Below are 20970 nucleotides of genomic sequence, written 5' to 3'. Positions count from 1 at the left end.
TTATGAAATTTTTAAACTGTTTTTTTAGTTTAAAACACTAACAAAAATCATAAAAAAATATAACTACTATTTAAACTCAATGCAAATAGAAAGCTCGTTTTTACTTACATTGAGCCTAAAAAAATATATGAAGTTTTGAAAGAACAATAATTAAAAGCCATAAATTTATAGATTTCTAAACGGTTAAATTTATGGCATTCCATTATATTTAAAAACATAACGGAAAATTCGCATTTTCTGATTTTTTAGACAAAAAACATAACTAATTCCCCCTAATTCAATATCAAAATTTATTAATTCATTCTTAGTGAGTTTAATTATAACAGAAATTTTTTTTAGACCAAGCATTTTTTTTTTTTTTTGCAAACGGTTAATTTTAAGCCATTACACTATCTTTAAAACATAGTTTAAAATTTGCTTTATCTGAGTTTTTTAGCCAAAAAAACATAATTAAGTCCCCCTTAATTCTAATATCTAAAAATTTATTAATTTTTTCTTAGCAAGGTTAATATAACTGAATTTTTTTATTTTAAAAATTGAAAATAAAAAAATAAGACTCGCACTTTTAAAAGTACAAGTCTTACAAATCAATTTACAAATAATAAAACGAAAATAATAAACTTTATTTTGTCGCGTCAATGAAAATTTTCATTGCTTTATTGTCAGATGCATTTAAGAAGGTATCATAAGCTTTCATGATATCAGAAAGGTTAAAGCGGTGGGTAATTAGACCTTGAACTGGTAGTTTTCCGGTTGAAACAGCGTTAATTAGCATTGGTAGTGTGTTTGTATTTACTAGTCCGGTTGTAACGGTGAGGTTTTTAATTCAGAGATTTTGAAGGTTAAAGTCGACTTTTTTACCGTGAACACCAACAACAGAAATGTTTCCACCTGGTTTAACAATTTTTTGGCATGTGTCTCATGACTGTGGAACTCCAACAGCTTCAATTGCCACATCAACACCATCAGGACCAACAATTTCGTGGAGTTTGTCTAATAGTGTTTCATCAGGAACTAATGTGTGAGTTGCTCCTAATTCTTTAGCTTTTTCTAAACGGTTTTTGTCAAAATCAATCACGATTAATTTAGCTGGTGAGTATAGTTGGGCAGTTAAAAGTGCTCCCATTCCAACTGGACCTGCACCAAGAATTGCTACTGTTTTTCCAGGTGAAACTTGACCATATTGAACACCAATTTCGTGTCCAGTTGGTAGGGCGTCTGATAACATAACAGCTACTTCATCAGAAATTGTATCAGGATATTTATATAAACTATTATCGGCAAAAGGAACTCTTACATATTCGGCTTGGGTTCCGTTGATCATGTAACCGAATTTTCAACCACCTTCTGCTTCACGGCAGTGAGAATATAACTGTACACGACAGTTGTCACACTTACCACATGGAGTTATGCAGCCAATTAAAACTTTGTCACCTACTTTAACATTAGAAACACTTGAACCTATTTCTTCAACAATACCAATACCTTCGTGGCCTAAAATTCTACCTGAGGCAACTTCAGGATTTTTACCTTTAAAAATTCCCAAATCTGTACCGCAAATAGTTGTTTTGGTAACTCTAACAATTGCATCTGTTGGTTTTTGTATAACTGGTTTGTCAACATCTTCGAGGGCGATACTGTGATCGCCACGATAAACTAATGCTTTCATTTTTATATAATGACCTCGTATATAATTATTTGCATAAATAATTATATAACTTTTTTTATAATAAATAAGTATTTTATTGAAAATTTTTTTAGTCAACGTAGTGTAAAATTTCTGCCTTATTTACCCAATGTTTTGACATTAATTTTCTACTTAGTCACAAAAACCAATTTTTTCCCCGAGCTTCCCAGTTTGATGAGATAATCTTAAAAAAGTGTCCGGTTTTTCGGAGTTTTTAACTTAAAAAGCAAAATTATGAAATTTTTAAACTAACTTTTTTAGCTAAAACACTGACAAAAATCCTAAAAAATACAACTACTATTTAAACTCAATGTAAATAGAAAACTCGTTTTTACTTACATCGAGCCTAAAAAAATATGTGAAGTTTTGAAAGAACAATAATTAAAAGCCTTAAATTTGTAGATTTCTAAACGGGTAAATTTAAGGCACTCCATTATATTTAAAAACATAATGGAAAATTCGCATTTTCTGATTTTTTAGACAAAAAACATAACTGATTCCCCCTTAATTCAATATCAAAATTTATTAATTATTCTTAAGTGAATGTAATTATACCTTAATTTTTTCTTAGACCAAGCATTTTTTTCTTTTTTACAAAAGGTAATTTTAAAATAATAAAATTAAGATTTTAGGCCAAAAAACCCGTAAATCCGCGAACCTTCTGGAACTAATCTTTGCATGGCATTTCTAGTTCTTTTTCCGCTTTTTTTGTAATATTTTCTGAGTTTGTCGTTTCAACTATTACCCATTTATTAGTTTTGATTCAATTAAAAACAGTCTTCAAAGACGGTCTTTCGATGTTCGGGTAATTTTCTGCTATATAAAAATATGTCGGCTTAACTCCATGGACTTTTTTGTCATATTTTAGTACAAAAATTCTGCTGAATTCCTCATATTTCCCTAACTCAACAAATTTGAAATAATACCTATGATAATATCTTTTTTGTCTTTTTCTTATTGCTAAATTAGCTTCATAAATTCCATATTCATTTAGATTTCTTTTAATTTCTCTTGAGACAGTTGAGGGTGAAACATTAAGCTGCTTAGCAATATATCTAATACTTTTGTTGTTCTGCAATAAAAACTCAATTTTTACTAAATCTTCGAAACTAAAATGTTTAAATTTTCTTTTTTCCATGATACTCCATAAATAAAAAAATGCAACAATAATATTATTATACTATATGTTGCATTTTTATCTTTTATTTAGGAAAACCCGGATTTACGGGTTTTTTGCATATTTATATTCAATAAAAAGTGAATTTTTAACATCAAACTGTCAAACTCAGCTATTTAAAAATTTTTTAGTCAACGTATTGTAATAGAATTTCTGTCATATTTTTCCAAGATTTTTTCATTAATTTTCTACTTAGTCACAAAAACCAATTTTTTTCTAATAGCTTGCCAAGAATTTTTGGACTAACAAAAAAATAAACAGAATTTATTAATGTTTGTAAAAACAAAGGCACTACCAAAATACAAAGGGGAATAAAAACATAAATATATGGCGGAACCGGAAGGTCATAAAGATCCCAAAACAAAATTCCAGCCGCTATTAATCCCACAACTATTGCTAAAATAAATCAACGAAAAATGATGTATGTAAAGTGAGATGTTGATTTATAATATAAGGAAATTTTTTTATAATTATTTTTCATTTTCTTCTAATTCCTTAAATTTCTTAGCAATAAAAATTGCAAAAATATGTCTAATATCAATGCTATGATCATTTTTGTATGAAAATACTAAATTTGGACTTAAGTAATTTAATGATAAATTGCTTATTCCGAGCTTTTCTTTGAAAGTATTAAACTCGTCTTTTGAGCTAAATTCGAGCAGCGGCGAGTCAGATTTATAATGAGGATCAGGTAAAATTATATCGTTAAAAAATTTATGAAAATCATTATCAAATGCAACCCGTAAATTTTTAATTTTAGTGTCATTCTCAAATTCTTTTATTAGTTCCAAAACTGAAATTTTCAAAGCTTTTCCATAGTTTGAAAACGGATTTTCCAAGGTTAACTCGACATTTTCAGTGAAATTTTCAGTGAAAAAATTTAAATCAATTTTTTGAATATTATTCAATATTTTGTCTTGATTTAAAACACAAATATATTGGCTTTTTTGCAAAATTGCATCAAAATAGCATTGAGAAAGTTTAGCTTTTGTAAAAGGCAAATTAAATTTGGAAATTTCTTTTAAATCATTTATAGTATTTTTGAATTCAATTTCATAATTTTGACCTAAATTCTTTATATTTGAAAGTAATACAAATTTGTTAATTTTATTTGCAATTTGGTAAACTGGCGAAGTTATTGTTAAATTTTCAAGAGTTGTTTGATATTTTTTTGGTACAAAAATAAAACTAAATTCTTCACTTTTAATTGATATATCATAAAGATCAGTGATTTGTTTATCATCAAGAATTGTTGTTTTTTTAATCCCTAAATCATAACGTAAATTAGAACTTGAGCAAAAATCTAGATCGTTAATTTCAACTGATTTTAAAAAAGTCATACTTTCGGCAAAAGGTCCGCAAAAAACAATTAAAGGGTTAATTTTTGCTAATTCATTGGCTTTTTTATAATATTTGTCAAAATTTTCATCTTTTAATTTATGCAAAAGTCCAAAACTTAAGCGGCTTATTAAAAACAATTTTAAAAATTTTATAGATTTAGCAATGGAATTATTATCAAAATAATCAACAAATTTTTTCCTAAGAAAAAGACCTAAAAGAAAATAAACTCAAACAAAGGGTAAGGGCCAAAATGCTGCAGGGCCTACTCATCATATATTTTTGTCTCAAAGTAAGCCAGCCCCAATTGCAAAAATGATAAGAAAAACAAATGAAATTATTAAAAGTATAAGAATTTGCTGTCCTTTTTGGTCCTTTCTAATAAAATAAGAGTTTGAAAATTTAATGTAATTGTTCAAAATGACAGAATGTTTTGTTATTTTCATGAAATCCATCTTTATAAAAAATTAATAATATCAGACCTAATTTAGGCTGATAAAATTTTTTTAGTTTAAAAACTTAGTTGTCCTCGTTAATTTTTGATACAACACGTGAATATGTACGTTTTTGAATCTCTTCTGGCAAATTAACAACATCAGACTTTGAGGCAAAAACGTCTTTTCGTGTTGATTCACTAAAGCCTTCTGGAAATAAGTTAGTTTTTAATTTTTTGTCAGATTTATCGCCATAAAGTTGTAACATTGCATCAAAATAGGATTTAAATTGGTTTTTTGAGCCATAAATTATATCATAAGAAGGTAAATTATATTTTCCATAATAACCTTTATAGTCATATCCATAAGAACGTAAAGCTAGAACAAAAGCCGCTGAGGCAGCATTATCAGAAGCGAATTGGAGTCCGTAAATTTTTTCATTGCTATCACGAATTGAAGTTCCACTAACTCCGCCACCAGAGGCAAAATTATCAATTAAAAAGCCTTGACCTGAAATCAAATAAGGACTTGAAATTTCACCTTTTTCATTAGGCGCGTGATAAACTTCAAAATATGAACTTGTAAGTGTTGGATTTGTAATAAAATAGTCAGTTATTCCGGGTAAATTTACAAAAGAACGGTAAGAGCGAGTTCATGCAAATTCGCCACCATTTTTTCAGCGATTATCTTCTGGATTATTATTAAAATAAAGAGCTTCAGGTTTATTAAATCAAGGTGAAACTTGGAAGCGTCTGTTGGCAAAATCGGTTGGATTTTCATAACGATCAAGCGTTCTTTGACTTTCATTTTGTGTTGAAGGCCAACCAAAACCATAAAAATCAATTGGCGGAATTTTTTCATAAACTTTAGGGTCAAGGAAGTTTTCTTCACGGCCTTGATAATGATTTTGTTGCTGGGCTTCATTATAATAGTCTTGAGTCATTTTTCTTGCTTGAGTTTCATTGTCAAAATTAACTTCAACAACGGCAAAATCAAGAACTTCTTCAATATTTTGGTACACCTTTTGTGAAGAAAAGTCTTTTGGCGAAGACTTTAGCGCGTTTGTTCCAATTACAATTGTACGTACATTTAAAGGTTTTTTTGGTGTTTCGTTGACAAGTAGTGAGTCACGTTCATATTGGCCGTCCCGACCGTTATTATATAAAGTTCCCTCTAATTCTTTAACGCGAACTTCTTCACTGTCATAATAAGTCGCAAATCCTTCGCCAATTGATGTTGGCAATTTTGAATGAATTGGTGTTGTATTTTTTAGTTTAGTTAGAGTAATTGTTCAAGTATTGTATTGGCGAAATTCCTCACTATAATTTGACTCATCACGGCCTCAGACTTGAGTTTTGTCACTTGGGGTGTCATTTGCAAGTCGCAAACTTGCGGCAACGTGAGCATTTGTTATGAAAAATCACTTTAGAGGATAAGAACCATTTTCTGTTTTTTCAAAGTCAAGAATTGCCGCTGTTCCAAATGACATATCTGAACGAATTACCCTTTTTACTGCATCAGGATTTACAATATTGTCATTAGGATCGCGTTGTCGACCGTTTCTTATTCCAAAAGAAAACGAATTTTTGGCTATTTTTCGATAAGTATCATTTGGTAAAACTCGCGGTAAACCGTTGCGATTTGATCCACCAGTTAGTTTTTCATTACCCCAATAAGCCGGAACTGCTGGAGGTTGTACAAAATTATTAATTAAAATACCTTTGATCTCACCATCAGTCCCAATTTCAGGTAGAGAAAAACCACGTAATTGCGCATTTTGATAATAAGGTTGATTAGCGTCTTTTGCTTGTTGGTTTAATTTTTCAAGGACAGTTGAACTTGGAAGATTAAAACTTTCAGGAAAAGGTTTTAAAACACTTGCGGTAGTAAATCCACTTTGACTAGGAATATTGTTCAAACTTCGATGGTATTCTAGTTCTTTTTTAGGGTCATCATATTTATATTGGTCTTCAACAATACGTTTGTTATCTCTTCAGATTGAAAAAGTTTGGCCTCCAGGTGCTAAAGATGCAGTTTTTTCAGGTGAAACTGGCTCAGGTCGAGGCTGATTTGGGTTTGGAATAGGACCTGGATTAGGATTAGTGCCTGGATTTGGATCAGGAATTGGATTAGGATTAGGGCCTGGAGCTGGACTTGGGCTTGGATTTTGAGGATTTGGAGTGTCTTTTTGATTTTGAACTAGACTAACAAGTTCGGAAAAAGTCTTTTGAAATTCTGCTTTTTTGTCTTGATTTTGTAAGTCATCATCAGAAAAAGTGCTTAGTTTTGATAGGATTTTTTCTGATTCTTGGTTGAATTTACCTAGTTTATCAGAATTTAAAATTTTTTTTAAATTCTGAATTTCTTCGTTAATTTTTGTAAGTAAATTATTTATGTTTTCTGAACTATTATTTTGCGGTGAGTCAAATTTATTTTTTAGATCAGTTAAAGATTTTTCAACATCACTAATACTTTTTAAATCAGAATTAATATTAGCACATGAAATAGTGATAATTGGCAAAATGGTTGGCAATAAAAATAAAATTTTAGACCTCAATTTCATCGCTAGCTCCTTCTTGTTGACTGTTTTGGTTAGCAATTTTAGTTTGGATTAAAACATTTCCAATTTGTCCACCAAGTTGTGATTTTAGCCCATCACTTTCGACATAAATTTGTGTAATTCGTCTTTGGCCATTGGCATTTGCCGCCCTAATGAATGACTCAAGTTGGCTTTTTGCATCACCAGTTAAATTTTGACCTTTTAAATAAAGAGGAATTCCGTAAATTTCCTGACCATTTCGCCTAAATTGAATTTCAGTTGGTGGCGGAGGCGGATCGCCAAAAGCTAACCGCTGGCTAAATTGGGCGCCATCAAAATCGGAAATATCAACAACATAAGCATCTGCGCCACCAACAAGGTCGGCTTGAAAAATCATTCGCTTGAATTTTAAGGTTCGACCACCTTCAAAATTTTCTTTTGCAAAAGGTTCAGGTCAGTTTTCAACATTTATATTATAAACACGGTTAAGTTCGTCAAACCAAATTCCTTTTAGAGTTTTGATATTAGTATCAGAAAAATCTAAAAAAGTCGGTCAACCGCCTTTGCCGCCAAAATTACCTTGAAAAACACGTTGGTTAATTTTGGAATTAAAAACAATTTCAAGACCTTCGTTAATTTTAGCAACATCATCGCCTTTGTCAAACCGAAGTGTGTTAAAAATTATTGAAGAAGGAAGTTTTTCGCCCGCATTTCTTGTAACGTGAAACTGACTTTGATAGTCAAAACTAATAAAATCAACGTTTTTCAATGCATTTGGATTAATTGATCAATGTTGTGAAACGGCATTTGAATCTGAATAGAGTTCTAATTCTTTTAATTTGACATTTTCAAGCCCTCTTAATCCGCGAGTTGCAGCTGGATTATTTAAAAATAAAGTCAATTTGATAACTGAATCAGGAATTGCTTTTAGAATTGGATCAATATTTTGTAATGAATTAAGCGACCCAACATTTTTAAGAACAACAGCTTGAATTTTATTATCTTGCTGGATTGCTTGGTTCATAATTTTTTGAAATTTATCAAAAGCATTAGAATCATCTGCATTTAGAACAATTGCTTTTATTGGACTTCGGTTAGCACGGTCTTCGTTTTGTTCATTTGGAGTGTACTGGTAAATTTGGATTGAATTGCTTGTGACACCGTTTTCTGTAAAAATATTTTGAAAATCTTTTGAAACATCAGTTTTTGTCCAACCGGTATATTCAAGGCTCGAAATTGAACTTGAAACTCGAGAATAATAACTTGGAGTGTTAAAAACTCGGCTAAGATTTTCAGCTTTTAGTCGATTTAGTGTTGGATTTTTAGCTTCATCATCATAACCTCAAGCATAAGGATTGTCAGCATCAGGTAATAAACCTTGTTTTAAAAGTTTAATTTCCTCGGCTGTTAAGGGTTTTGGATTAGCTGCTTCGCGTCTTAGACGCTCTAATTCAGCTTTATTTTGCTCAAGCCGAATTGCTGGACAATCAATTGAAGGTTCGCAAGAATACAAACTAAGTCGACGCCCTTCTTCTCAACTTCTTCGCGAACCTGGGGCGTCATCACCATTTCTTTTATTATATTCTTCGTCATAAAAGCGATTTATTTCTTTTACTTGTGCTTCAATATTAACAATACGTGTTTCGAGTTTTTTAATTTCAGCGCTAATTCCAGATGCTTTTCGTTGTAAAGCAAGCTGAGTTAGCCGACTTAATTCAGTACCAACTATTAAATTTGGACCCGAAGTTGCACTTTGAGGTGCAAATTTTGGTTTTAAAGTTGGCGCTTGTTGTGGAGCGGCAATTTCTGGCTTTTTTTCTTCAACTTTTTCGGTGTTTTTTATTATAATTGGTTGCTTTGTATCTTCAATTTTTTGAGTCTGGTTAGGTTTTTGCTCTTCTTTTTCCTTAAAAATTGCATTTGTAACTGGTGAATTGAATTTTAGATCATTATCAACTTCGTTTTTGGCAATTGTTGATGGGCTTGAGTTTGAATATGTGTTTTCAAAAGCTGGAAAATTCAGCGATGTTAAATATTGATTAAGAGCACTAGCGACCGGAATAATAATTATAGGCGTAGCAACCAAAAGAACAATTTTGCCTCTTTTGGTCAAAAAAGTCATTATCCACCTCCAAGTTGTCTGTTTTACTTAAATTATAACATCTTTTTTTTTTTTTTTAGGATAGTAATTTTGAAAAAATAAGGTAAAATTATATTCTAAATTTAATTTTTCCTTAAATTATATTATTTATGTAATATCGGAAATTAAGGGCGAAATTTTACAAAAATAAAGGAGAAAAAATGCAATTTAAAAAATATTCAGAAATTCCCGAAAAGCACCGTTTTGATCTAGAAGTCTTACTTGAAGGAAAAACAATTGAGGAGAATTTTGCCGAAATAGTCCAAATTTCGCAAAAATTAATTCAAACAAAGGATCAACAATTTGACAATGTTGAAAATTTTCTTCATTTTAAAAAACTTGAAGAAGACTTTGGGATCAAATACAACAAAATTTATAATTACATTTCAAACAACATAAGCACAAATGTTGTTAGCCCTGTTTTTAGCCAACTTAATGAAAAATTTTCTTTCTTAATGTCAGAATTTGAGGCTAAATTAGGTTCACTTGATGTTATTTTTTATAAAAATGAAGAAAAAATTCTCAGCTGAATAAATGATGAACGCGTAAAACCTTATTTAAAAGATTTAAATTATCGACTTGATAATAAAAAACACAAACTTGATGATCAGGTTGAAGAATATCTTACAAAAACATCTTTTGGTGAAGTTTCAGTTTATAAAATTTTTTCAATTCTTTCAAATTCAGAAACTAAATTTGCTGATATTATCGACGAAAAAGGCGATAAATTACCACTTAATTCGACAAATTATTTTAATTATTTAAAAACCGGAAGCCCTCATGTTCGTCAGTTAGCCTATCAAAATTATTATTCAGCTTATTTGGAACATAAAAATACTTTTGCAAATTTATTTTATCAACATATTAAATCTGCCTCAGTTGATGCAAAGACAAGAAATTATGATTCATTAATTCAAGCTTGCTTGTCTTCTGATCGGTTTTTAGAAGATAATTTGCAAAACTTATTTAATAATGTTGCTGCAGCATTTCCAATTTTTGATAAATTTTTTCATGCCCAAAAACAATTTTATAAAGCAAAATTTGGAACAAAAATGAATCATTGAGACCGTTTAGTTCCACTTGTTGAGATTAAAGATAATTATTCTGTCGAAGATGCCCAAGAAATTGTCCTTAAATCTTTAGAACCAATGGGTCAAGAATATGTAGAAATTGTAAAAAACTCTTTTTCAGATCGTTGAATTGACTATCACTACGTGCCTTCTAAGCGTTCTGGGGCATATTCAATTGGTGGATCTTACGGTCTTGAAAAAAAATATATTCTTATGAACTTTGATTTTACAATTAATTCAGTTCATACTTTAGCTCACGAATTAGGACACTCACTTCATTCTTATTATTCTGATTTACACCAAAATTATCACAACAGTTCATACCCAATTTTTCTTGCCGAAATAGCTTCAATCTTTAACGAATTAATGGTTGATGATTATCTTTTGAAAAATCAAGATGATGATAACCTCAAATTTGATATTGTTTTACAAAAAATTTCAACCTTTATTTCTACAGTTCAGCGCCAAGTTATTTGAGCTGATTATGAGGCTGTTTTATATAAAAAAATGGACAGTGGCGAACTAACTGGATCATATGATGATTTTGTTGAAATTTACCGTCAAATAATTAAAAAATATAAACCAAATGATGATGAAATTGACGAAAAATCCTTTATTTATAGCGTAATTGTTCCTCATTATTATTATGGATATTATGTTTATAAATATGCAATTGGTTATCTTGCTGCTAATGTTTTCTTCCAAAAATACAAAAAAGAAGGAAAAACAGCAATAAAAAATTACATCGAAAATTTCCTTTCAAAAGGTGGTTCTGACTGGCCAAGCGAAATTCTCAAAGAAGCTGGAGTTGATCTTAGTGATCCAGAAATGTACCGTCAAGCCTTTTCACTTCTTGAAAGTCAAGTTGATGAGTATATTCGTCTAGGTAAAAAAATATTTAATATTGATTTTTAGTCAAATTTTAAATATTTCATCCAAAATTAAAAAAGCATGTGATTATTTTTCACATGTTTTTTTGTTTTTTAAACAAAAAAACAATTAATTATGTTCATTTAGTCAGTCAAAGCCGTTTATTCCGTGATATCCCGAGTTTCCCAGTTTGATAAGACAATCTTAAAAAAGTCTCTAGTTTTGGCACTTTTTTAATTTTTTTGGCAAAAGTCAATTACCTATTTTAAAGCACTGGCAAAAATCAATTTATGGATAAAACAACAAAAATCATAAAAAAATACAACTACTATTTAAACTCAATGTAAATAGAAAGCTCGTTTTTACTTACAATGAGCCTAAAAAAATATATGAAGTTTTGAAAGAACAATAATTAAGAGCCATAAATTTGTAGATTTCTAAACGGTTAAATTTAAGGCATTCCATTATATTTAAAGCCATAATGGAAAAAATGGCATTATCTAAGTTTATTGTGCCAAAAACATAACTTATTCCTCCATAATTCAATATCAAAATTTATTAATTTATTCTTAAGTTAGTCTAATTATAACTCAAAATTTTTTTAAACCAAGCATTTTTTTTTTTTTTTTTGCAAAGGGGTTAATTTTAAAATAATAAAAATTAAGATTTTAGGTCAAAAAACCCGGATTTACCGGTATTTTTGTGTATTTATATTCACTAAAAAGTGAACCTGAGTTTCCCAGTTTCATAAGGTAATTTTAAAAAAGTATCCGGTTTAAACTAGGACAAAAAAAATTAACAGTTTAATATTATTGTAACATCATAGCATATTGCTGTGGTGTTTTTCAATTTAAAATTGATTGAATTCTATAGTTGTTGTATCAATATATATAATCTGCAATTATTTTTTTCAGATCTTCAAAAGTTATTTTACTGTAGTTTAACTCGTTTAAGCATTCACTTTTTATAATTGAAAATCAATATTCAGCCTCCCTATTATCCAAAGAATTTCCTATGCGAGACAATGAAACAGTTCCTCCCATTTTATTTATTTTGTCAATATAGGTTTTTGAAGTGTATTGAAATCCATGGTCTGAATGAATAACAAAATTTTTATCAATAGACCTAAATGTCTTTATATTATCCATAACTAAATTAAGATCATTGCTTACAGATAATTTAAAATCTCTGATTTTTTTAGTTTTATGCTCAATTATTACAGACAAAAATACATGGCTTTCCTTAACATCTCTGGGAGCTTTTATATATGTAATATCAGTAGCAAAAATATTTCTATTTAATTTATCATTGTAGTCGCGTTTAACAATATCCGGCAGTGCGAATTTGGTGTTCTTAATTTCGCTCTTTCTTCTTTTTTTTCTAATTTTGCATACTAAATTCAATCTTTTTAAATGTCTGCCAAGACTTCGAGGGTGAATGTCAATATTATATTTCATAGAAATATAAGCACTCAACCTTATGCGACCATATCTACCTTTGTTATCAAGAAAGGATTTTTTAATTATTGCATCATTTTTGTGTTCCCTTACTTTTATAACTCTAGTTTTAGATTTTGCCACTGATTGCCTGCATACATTAAAAATTTTTGCAGATTTGCTATAAGGAATATTTAGTGTTTTGGCTTCACTAATTTTTCCTGATTTTAATTTATCTTTATTGATTTCGTAATATCTCTTAGCTATTTCTATTAATTCTTCTTTTGTAAATTCGTTTCAATCAGGTTCAATTGGTTTTTTACGTTTGCCACTCCCTGGCTTTCTGTTCGCGCCTTTTTTATCTAATAATTGATCTTGCATACCATTATTATAATACCGAATAATTTTTTTGATTCTTCGAAGTAGTTGTGTTCTGGTTATAAAATTTGTTTCTGGCGAAATATCATTTATATAATTTATTGTTTGTTTTAATCCAAATTCATTGTAAATTTTATAAATCATATCAAACTCGTCTTTTATAAAGTGCCTTGACATTAGTATTCTCCGTTTTGTTGCATTTGAAAATTTAAAAAAGCTAACACATTGGGTGTTAGCTTTCTCCTAAACTCGGACAAAAAAAGCCAACACCTTTAGTGTTAATTTTTTTTGTCCTGGTTTAGTTTTAGGGGCTTTTTTAAATTTTTTGTTAAAAGTTAATTACAATTTTTTTTACCTATTTATTAAGATATTAAAGTAAAAATCGTACCTATTTCAAATATTCGGATCACTAGGGACACCATCTCGATTTTTAAATGTTATTTGCTGATCTAAAGTGTTAAATTCAACCCTTTGCCTTAATTTTTGCAACATCGTTACTAAACCAACTTCAGTTAATTGATTGTTTTCAAATAACTTGTTGTCACTAATATGTTTGTTGATTTTAAATATTATAGTTTTTAAAATAACTAGTGAGATAAAACACAAAAGTGTATGAGCTAGAATGTGCTCGTCAATTCTTAAAAATACGGGCCGAATATTCAACAAACCTTTTAGACTTCTAAAATTAGCTTCAATATTCCACTGTTTTTGGTATTTTTCAACTATATCTAAGACATTCGAATTCAGTATATTTGTTTCATAAACATAGTAGCCATCAAATTGTTTGTCTTTGTCAATTTTACTTTGATCTAATTCAAATTTCATGTTTGAAATTTCCTTAAAATATTTAGGTTTTTTACCAAACAATTTGTTTACCTCGATAAAACCGTCTTTATTTTGTTTTTTAATAAAACTTTCGATTTGCTCTTCACGAGCTTTTCTGTCTTTTATCGCTCTTTTTTTACTGTAAGTAATAATTCTTCTTCTGATATTTTCGGTGTACCTTTTATTCTTATAAGATGAATAAAATTCTTCTTTTTTATACTTAAAATCCGCACTTACATCAACATAATCGCTTGGATCTAGTAAATAATTTTTAAATTTTTGAGTTCCTACCTTTGCACGATAAGAAATAATGAAATTATAGTTTCTTGATTCAAGAAACCGAATATTTGCCGCAGTTGACATCCCACGGTCAGCAATTATTGTCATATTTTTGATATTATATTTGGATTCAACATCTAAAATAAAAGGGATTAATGTACTAGAATCACCGGTATTTCCTTTAAAAACTTTAATATGAAAAGGAATACCATTTTTATCACACGCTAAGCCAATGACAATTTGGTCTTCTTTGAATTTAGCATCTTTAGAATAACCAGGAATTCTTAATCCATTTCTTTCAAATGTCTCAAAATAGACTGTTGATGAGTCAAAATAAAATTCACTGTCCCTTTTTCCAAGTTCACTTGTTACCATTTTGTTGACACTATTTAAAAGTTGATTTTGTGACTCAAAGACAAGATCTAGGAGTCTATAAAAGCTATTTTTGGAAGTATTTATTTGATTTGAGTAGTCATCTTTTTTATCAAAAGCATTAATAATGCTACCAGGATCAGTGATCCGTTTTGAAATTAAGTAGTTAAAAATTTCTTTCATATTTTTATGTCTACTTTTAGGAAGTGATTCAAAAATATTGTGCTTTTCAATAAGTTTTTCAATTAATTCCCCACCAACAAAAACCGAACCTTCGATTATGGTGGAATTTTTAATAGAATCAAGCAAAGCAATCTTGACTTTATTCATGTCATCTAAATTTGAAAACAATTTCAACTTTTCTTTGATAATTTGAATAGCATTTGGATTAATTTTTTCCAAATTTTGCACATTTCCTAAACTAAATCACCGTTTTGGAGCTTTACCGTAACCTTGTGTTCAGCCAACATATTTATATAGTTTATCTTTCGAGTTTCCTCAAACATTAAATAAAACCAAATTTTGTTTTTTCATAATTTATAATTATACCATAAAAATTAATTTAAAAATGTAATTAAACGGAATTAATAAAAAATAAGGTTTTACGATAAAAAAATACTGATTTACAGTTATTTTTTCATATTTGTATTCACTAAAAAGTGAATTTTTGCCTTCAAACTGGGAAACTCAGGAAAAACCCGGATTTACCGGTATTTTTGTGTATTTATATTCACTAAAAAGTGAATTTTTGCCATCAAACTGGCAAACTCAGGGTAAAAAAATATTCAATATCGATTTTTAGTCAAATTTTAAATATTTATCCAAAATTAAAAAAACAATTAATTATTTTCATTTAGTCAGTCAAAGCCGTTTATTCCGTGATATTTAATAAGGTTAGGGATTTTTTGGTTGCCACTTTTGTTATAAAAATCAAAATCAAAACTTAAAATTGTAAGTTTATTTGTGATTATTCTTTCGGCAATAATTTTTTCTAATTCAGCCAAAAATCAAGTTGTATAATTATTAATTATATCTAGTTCAACAATTAGAACATCCACATTTTTTAGTTTTTGCGTTAATTTTGTCTTGTTTTCGGTAATAAATTGACAAATTTCAGACAAGTTAAAGTAGCCAACATTAATTTTTCGAATTGCAAAAAAAACAGTAAAACATTTCAAAAGTAAGGTTTGTGAAACACTATCTCAATTAGTTCAGTAAACTAAACTTTGGTTCATTTTGTTTTTATTTAAATAAATTTTAAATTTTTCTAATAAAGGTAAAATTTGCCCGAATTTTCCAATATTAAGTTGTTTCATAATTTTGACAAAATCTTTAAATTTAGGAAAACTTATTTCTGGCAAAAGTAAAAATTCAGCTCATTTTTTATTGTCTTCTGATCAGAGAAAAATACATTTTCCTTCAAGTTTTCTTGTTTCAGGTGCCCTTATTATTTCAAATTTGTAATTAGGAAACTTTTCCCATTCAGTTGCTCGCCAAAAAAGGTCTAAATTTTCGTAATACTCATTTTTATCAATTTTGAGTTGTTTAATTCAACTGGCAAATTTTGGATTTTTAAGAGCAGATTCATAATCTAAGTCTAAAAATTTATTATCTAAATTCGCTGATATTTGATAATTTTTAAGGTTATTTTTATCATTTTTAATAACTTGATTATTTTTAAGACTATCATGATCATCGTTACTTAAAATTTTCTCTAAAACGTTAATAAGTGATTTTGCTATCTCTTTGTTGTTTGAATTACTGCTAGTTGTTTTTTTAGTTTTTGGGTGCATTTCTGTCATATTTTACTTAGTTTTTAATTAATTTCATTTTCATCAATAAATCAGGAAATTGTATTTATCATTTCAGGTGTTTCAACTTTTGATTTTTTAGGACTTTTTGTTTTAGAGATTTTTTTAGCACTTGATTCAAGGTCAATTATTTTTTTAGTTTTTGCACTTTCAAATTTATTTTTATTATTTATTTTTGTTCTAAAAATCTCTTCAAGTTCAAGTTCAACATCAGAACCACTAATAATTTGATCATCTCACAAATTATCAAGAATCTTTTTAATATAATTAAATTTTACTTGATTGCCAACTTTAAAACAATATTCAATAACATTATTAATCGCTCAATTAGAAAAACTTCTTTCTTCGACATATTTCAATAATGCATTTCGAAGTCGCGGTCTCATTGAATTTCCAGTTAAAAATAAGTGGTATTTTTCAAAGTTTAACTCTTTTTTTGCTTCATTTTTGTCGATATTTTTAACACAACTAAAAATAGTTGAAATGTTTTGGTTATTCTGTCCAAAAATTTCATAAAATTTTTTTGAAAGATTATGGAATTTATCAGTCTCAATTTGTCTAAACTCAAATTTTTCAAAATTATTTTTAAATTTTGATATTAAACTTAAGTATCTTTTATCAGTAATTTTTTCAGTGATTAGTGGTTTTAAATAAGGATTTTTGTCAATTTGCTCAGAATTTAAAGGTTTTTTTATTTCAATTAAATATTTTTCTTTTTGTGAATCATAAAAGGTTTGAATTAAATTTAAACATTCCAAAATTTCACGAGTTTTATTAAAATTATCAAGGCTAATACTGTAAATTTTGTCCAAAAAATCAAAGTTAATTGGCTCGTTTGTGTTTTTGATAGTTAAAAAATATTGGAACAAAAGATAACCTTGAAATTTAACAACGGGAAAATAAAAATATAACAAATTATTTAAATCATTTTGATCAAAATCAGAATTTGAAATTACAAAGTAGGAATGCATAGCAAAGTGAAATTGTAGCCCTATTTAAAAATTTTTGTGAAAAATTTTGGGAAAAATGATGGTCTTTTTCACCTTGAATTTGAGATTTTGACATTATAAAATTTTATTTTATTGCCATTTAATGCCTGGTTTTTTTGTCAAACTTCTTTTTTGACCTTTTTGGCTTTAATGTTTAAAAGTAATTGTTTCCTTGATGCGCTAATTCAGACTGTTTTTCAAAAAAATGCCTGAAAATCGGCATTTTTTGTCCATAAATTAGGTATTTCGACAAAATGGTAATAATTGTTTCTTAAATGCTCTTCTAAAATTGGATAGATTTTCTGTTCAATAAAATCACGATTTTGTTGGCTTTCAACCATAAAATCGCGAAGTTTATTTTTATCTAGGACATTATTATGAATAAAATCAGGTTTAAACTTTTTAACTATTTCAAAACATGGCTTATTTTCTGAAAAACAATTAAAATAAAATTCATCTGTATACAAAATAGAATATCCAAATTTTTCAACTGCTTTTAAAAAAGTTGTTTTCCCACTTGCGTAAAACCCAACTATTGCGATAGATTTTGGGTTGAAAATGAAATTTTCAAGCGCTTTTGCTACCCCGAATTTTCTTTTATAGCCGATAATATGAGCATGTTTTTTTAGTTTTCTGGGCGAATTTTTCATCAAAATTAACGTTTGGACAATATTTTTTGTTGAAATGTCATTTTCAGAATCGCCAATATGAAATGAATAATTTAATGAGATATTAGCAACTTTTGAGATAAAAACGGCGGCTTGACCTTTTGAGGCATTAAAATCGGTAATTTCAATAACAAATCCTTTTTCAATAGTATAAATTTGAATTTTTTCAGAAAAAAATTCCTCAAGAAATTTTCTAAATTTACTTATTTTAAAAATATTAGGTGAAAAAAGCAAAATTTTTTTGACACTTTTTGGTAAGTCAATTTTGTTAATGTTTTTTACTTGAAGATTTGAAAAAAGTTTTGAAAAAAGATACAAAAAACTTTTTGGAGTAGAAAAAACAATTTTTGAATCAAATGAAATTGAAACATTTCATTTTTTTGCAAAAGAGAGAATTTGTTCTACAATATTTTGATTAATGGTGGATTCAAAGATTAAATTTAAATTTTGGTCATAAATTTCGGCGCCATTTTGACAAACATAAAAATTTGCAGAAATTTTTTTACCAATATTAACAATATCAGTCGAAAATTTTCTTCCTGTTGAAATTACAATTTTACATTCTTTTGCTAATTTTCTTACTGAATGCAAATTTGTATCTGAAATTTGGGCGTTTTTCCCCTTTCCAATGTCTAAAAGGGTACCATCAAGATCGATAAAAGCAATTTTATAAAACATATTTAAACCAAATTTGCAATATTTTCAGCAAAATTATATAAAAAATGCTAAAATTATATAATATTTTAATAAGTGTTTTTTCTAGTTGAAAAAATGTTTTTTAATATTACTAAATTATAATATAATTTTGAGTTTTAGTACAAATTAAGGATTTATTTATGAAAAAGCAAAATATATTTCAAAAGATCGCCAATTTGAATTCAGATTCAAGGAAAAAACCACAAGAAAAAGCGCCAGCTAAAGCCAAAAAAATTTGAATTCCAATTACTTTGACTGCCGGTTTTTTAACTGTAATTGGCCTTGGGGTTGGAATTCCTTTGTCTTATTCAAGTGGTGGTACAAATCATCTAGAAATCCGCGATCCTAAATCCGATATAGTAATTCTTAAGTCCCCTATTTCAGACAAAAATATCAAAGTTGAAGAATTATTGAGTGTTTTTAAATCTGACAATTCAAAACAGCGCGATGATCTTCGTGAAGCTCAAAAATATTTAATTGAATTTTTATATAATCAAGAATATGAAGCATCCAAAGTCTTTCAAGCAGCCTGGGAAAATACAAACACTGACAAAACTCAAGGAAATTCCCGCCGGTTTACATTGCAGTCCTTTGAAGAAATACGTCAATCCCAACGAAATTTTCTTCATGATGAGCGTAGTAGATACCAAACCACTTTTGGCTTTAATAATTGAGAGACTGAATTCAATAAGTATTTAAATTCAGATCCGCGTTTTAATAATGCTGTTAATATTAACCAAGCAGTTGAAGCTCTTTCAATTAATGCGGCACAAGATGTCGCTTTTGCCCGGTTTAAATTGGGAATTAATAAAAATTTTACTAAAAGTGATATTGAAGATCGAATTTTGAAAGATGATATTAAAGACGAAAAAGGACAAATAGTTTATAAGAAAGGCGAAAAATTATTTGCCGGCTTAATCGAGATCGGCAAAAATGGCTTTGGTCCAAATATTGCTAGTCCAAATCCGACTTCAGCCTCAAATGATCCTAAAATTTCCGCTTTTATTACTAACTCTTTTATTAAGGAATATGTAAATCCGACTAAAATAATTAACGAAATTTATTTTGATCCAAAAGCACCTTTGGCCGGAAATTTCAACTTTTTTGAAATTTCTCAAATTTCAATTAATGCAAAACCAAATGCAAGAGATGCAAAATCTCCTTGAAGTGTTGATAAAAAAACTCTCCAAGAACTTTTAACTTATAAAGTTTTAAAAACAAGTTCTGAATCATCACTTGCTGAGCAAGTTAGCAATAATTTGGAACTAATTGAAAATTTTAAAGGTGGAAATTCTACTGATCCGACCCAAAATAATCAAGACAAAATTCTACTTTCTACTTTAGATTATGAAAATAATAAAAGAAGTGCTGAAATTTTAGGTCAACTTCCGATTGCCTCACTTAGTCAAACTTTAATAAATAATGAAGCTGGCTATATTTTTGCTTTTTTAGAAAATGCAAGCTCAAGCGTGCCAAAACAAAAACTATTTAGTAAAACTTTAATGGAAAAACTTAAAGATTTACTCTTTAAAAATGCCCCAAGTTTGCTTGTTGACCCATCTGAGTTAAATTCTAAGCCAATTAGTGAAATTAGAAGTTTAAATCAACGGCTTCATTCATATATTCAAGGACTTTCTGATAATGAACTTACTCAGGCAGGGAAAGCTTTTTTAGAAACTTTTGGTGCAGATGAAAATGATTATCGTACTCATTTAGTTTATAATTTAGGTGATAATTTAAAATTAGTGCTTGATTCTAAAGGGATGAAAGTTTTGAGTTTAAATAAAATTAGTAGTCTTGAGGAATTTAACAAAATAATTTCTCACCAATTGCAATTAAGTGCTAATAATCAAGTTGACTCAAAACAAAATTCAACAATAAACATGAGTCAACTTTTTGCCGATATTTCGAATAATAATTTTATTCAATCACTTTTAGTTCGTGATGCAAATTATCAAAAACAACTTTTAGAGTCAAAGAAAACGACAGTTGAGCAAGAAAAAACCGATTTTTTAAATTCAGTTTTACAATCGTCTGAAAATTTTTTGAATTTTTACGTTCTTTCTCAGGTTTTAAATATTAACCAAAAGTTACAAGATTATATTTCTAACGCAACTTTAAATGATTTAAGCGCAGATTTTTGGTATAATAATCAAAAAGAACGTTGGGAATTGAAAGCCGATCCATCAAAAGAGTTGCGCCAGGCGATAATTGACAAACTTGAAAGTCTTTTTCGATTTAGTCATTAGTTGAAAGGAAAA

At 28.5% G+C, this 20970-nt stretch carries 13 protein-coding genes; 2 read left to right on the top strand and 11 right to left on the bottom strand.

The window, feature by feature from the left end:
• Window positions 1-622 precede the first annotated feature (622 nt).
• The 6 genes from U3G01_RS02345 to U3G01_RS02320 form a co-directional block, all read right to left on the bottom strand.
• Window positions 623-1669, bottom strand: coding sequence for a zinc-dependent alcohol dehydrogenase family protein (locus tag U3G01_RS02345; protein WP_255031172.1), 1047 nt, complete (start codon window positions 1667-1669; stop codon window positions 623-625).
• 685 nt (window positions 1670-2354) lie between these two features.
• Window positions 2355-2825: a helix-turn-helix domain-containing protein gene (locus tag U3G01_RS02340; RefSeq protein ID WP_255031170.1), complete on the bottom strand. Its 471-nt coding sequence runs from the start codon at window positions 2823-2825 to the stop codon at window positions 2355-2357.
• A gap of 166 nt (window positions 2826-2991) precedes the next feature.
• Window positions 2992-3345 carry a hypothetical protein gene (locus U3G01_RS02335; protein WP_255031168.1) on the bottom strand — a complete coding sequence of 118 codons (354 nt, stop codon included), beginning with the start codon at window positions 3343-3345 and terminating at the stop codon, window positions 2992-2994.
• Entirely contained in the window at window positions 3335-4648 is a 1314-nt protein-coding gene (locus U3G01_RS02330; RefSeq protein ID WP_255031167.1) for a hypothetical protein, read from the bottom strand. Before U3G01_RS02330 ends, U3G01_RS02335 begins: the two co-directional genes overlap by 11 nt.
• Window positions 4649-4721: 73 nt before the next feature.
• Window positions 4722-7199 carry an Ig-specific serine endopeptidase MIP gene (gene mip, locus U3G01_RS02325; RefSeq protein WP_308700466.1) on the bottom strand — a complete coding sequence of 826 codons (2478 nt, stop codon included), beginning with the start codon at window positions 7197-7199 and terminating at the stop codon, window positions 4722-4724.
• Complete coding sequence (locus U3G01_RS02320) at window positions 7183-9297, bottom strand: putative immunoglobulin-blocking virulence protein (RefSeq protein WP_255031165.1); 2115 nt, start codon at window positions 9295-9297, stop codon at window positions 7183-7185. Before U3G01_RS02320 ends, mip begins: the two co-directional genes overlap by 17 nt.
• Before the next feature lie 179 nt (window positions 9298-9476).
• On the opposite strand from U3G01_RS02320, the gene pepF reads away from it, so the two are divergent.
• Window positions 9477-11300, top strand: coding sequence for an oligoendopeptidase F (gene pepF, locus U3G01_RS02315; protein WP_255031164.1), 1824 nt, complete (start codon window positions 9477-9479; stop codon window positions 11298-11300).
• A 764-nt stretch (window positions 11301-12064) separates the two neighbouring features.
• Here the strand turns inward: pepF and U3G01_RS02310 are convergent.
• The 5 genes from U3G01_RS02310 to U3G01_RS02290 all read right to left on the bottom strand — a co-directional run bounded on the left by U3G01_RS02310 (window position 12065) and on the right by U3G01_RS02290 (window position 18691).
• Window positions 12065-13246 carry an IS3 family transposase gene (locus tag U3G01_RS02310; protein WP_326564822.1) on the bottom strand — a complete coding sequence of 394 codons (1182 nt, stop codon included), beginning with the start codon at window positions 13244-13246 and terminating at the stop codon, window positions 12065-12067.
• A 174-nt stretch (window positions 13247-13420) separates the two neighbouring features.
• Window positions 13421-15079: an IS1634 family transposase gene (locus tag U3G01_RS02305; RefSeq protein WP_326564823.1), complete on the bottom strand. Its 1659-nt coding sequence runs from the start codon at window positions 15077-15079 to the stop codon at window positions 13421-13423.
• A gap of 305 nt (window positions 15080-15384) precedes the next feature.
• Entirely contained in the window at window positions 15385-16347 is a 963-nt protein-coding gene (locus tag U3G01_RS02300; RefSeq protein ID WP_255031300.1) for a hypothetical protein, read from the bottom strand.
• A 14-nt stretch (window positions 16348-16361) separates the two neighbouring features.
• Window positions 16362-17327 carry a DnaD domain protein gene (locus U3G01_RS02295; protein WP_255031299.1) on the bottom strand — a complete coding sequence of 322 codons (966 nt, stop codon included), beginning with the start codon at window positions 17325-17327 and terminating at the stop codon, window positions 16362-16364.
• 20 nt (window positions 17328-17347) lie between these two features.
• Window positions 17348-18691: an HAD-IIB family hydrolase gene (locus U3G01_RS02290; RefSeq protein WP_255031296.1), complete on the bottom strand. Its 1344-nt coding sequence runs from the start codon at window positions 18689-18691 to the stop codon at window positions 17348-17350.
• A 158-nt stretch (window positions 18692-18849) separates the two neighbouring features.
• Between U3G01_RS02290 and U3G01_RS02285 the strand changes: the two genes are divergently transcribed.
• Window positions 18850-20958 carry a HinT-interacting membrane complex protein P80 gene (locus U3G01_RS02285; protein ID WP_255031295.1) on the top strand — a complete coding sequence of 703 codons (2109 nt, stop codon included), beginning with the start codon at window positions 18850-18852 and terminating at the stop codon, window positions 20956-20958.
• Window positions 20959-20970 lie beyond the last annotated feature (12 nt).

The sequence above is a fragment of the Mesomycoplasma ovipneumoniae genome (genome assembly GCF_035918255.1).
Lineage (GTDB): Bacteria > Bacillota_I > Bacilli_A > Mycoplasmatales > Metamycoplasmataceae > Mesomycoplasma > Mesomycoplasma ovipneumoniae_A.
The sequence above is the reverse complement of the archived record's forward strand: the minus strand, read 5'-3'. Positions and strand labels throughout refer to the sequence as shown.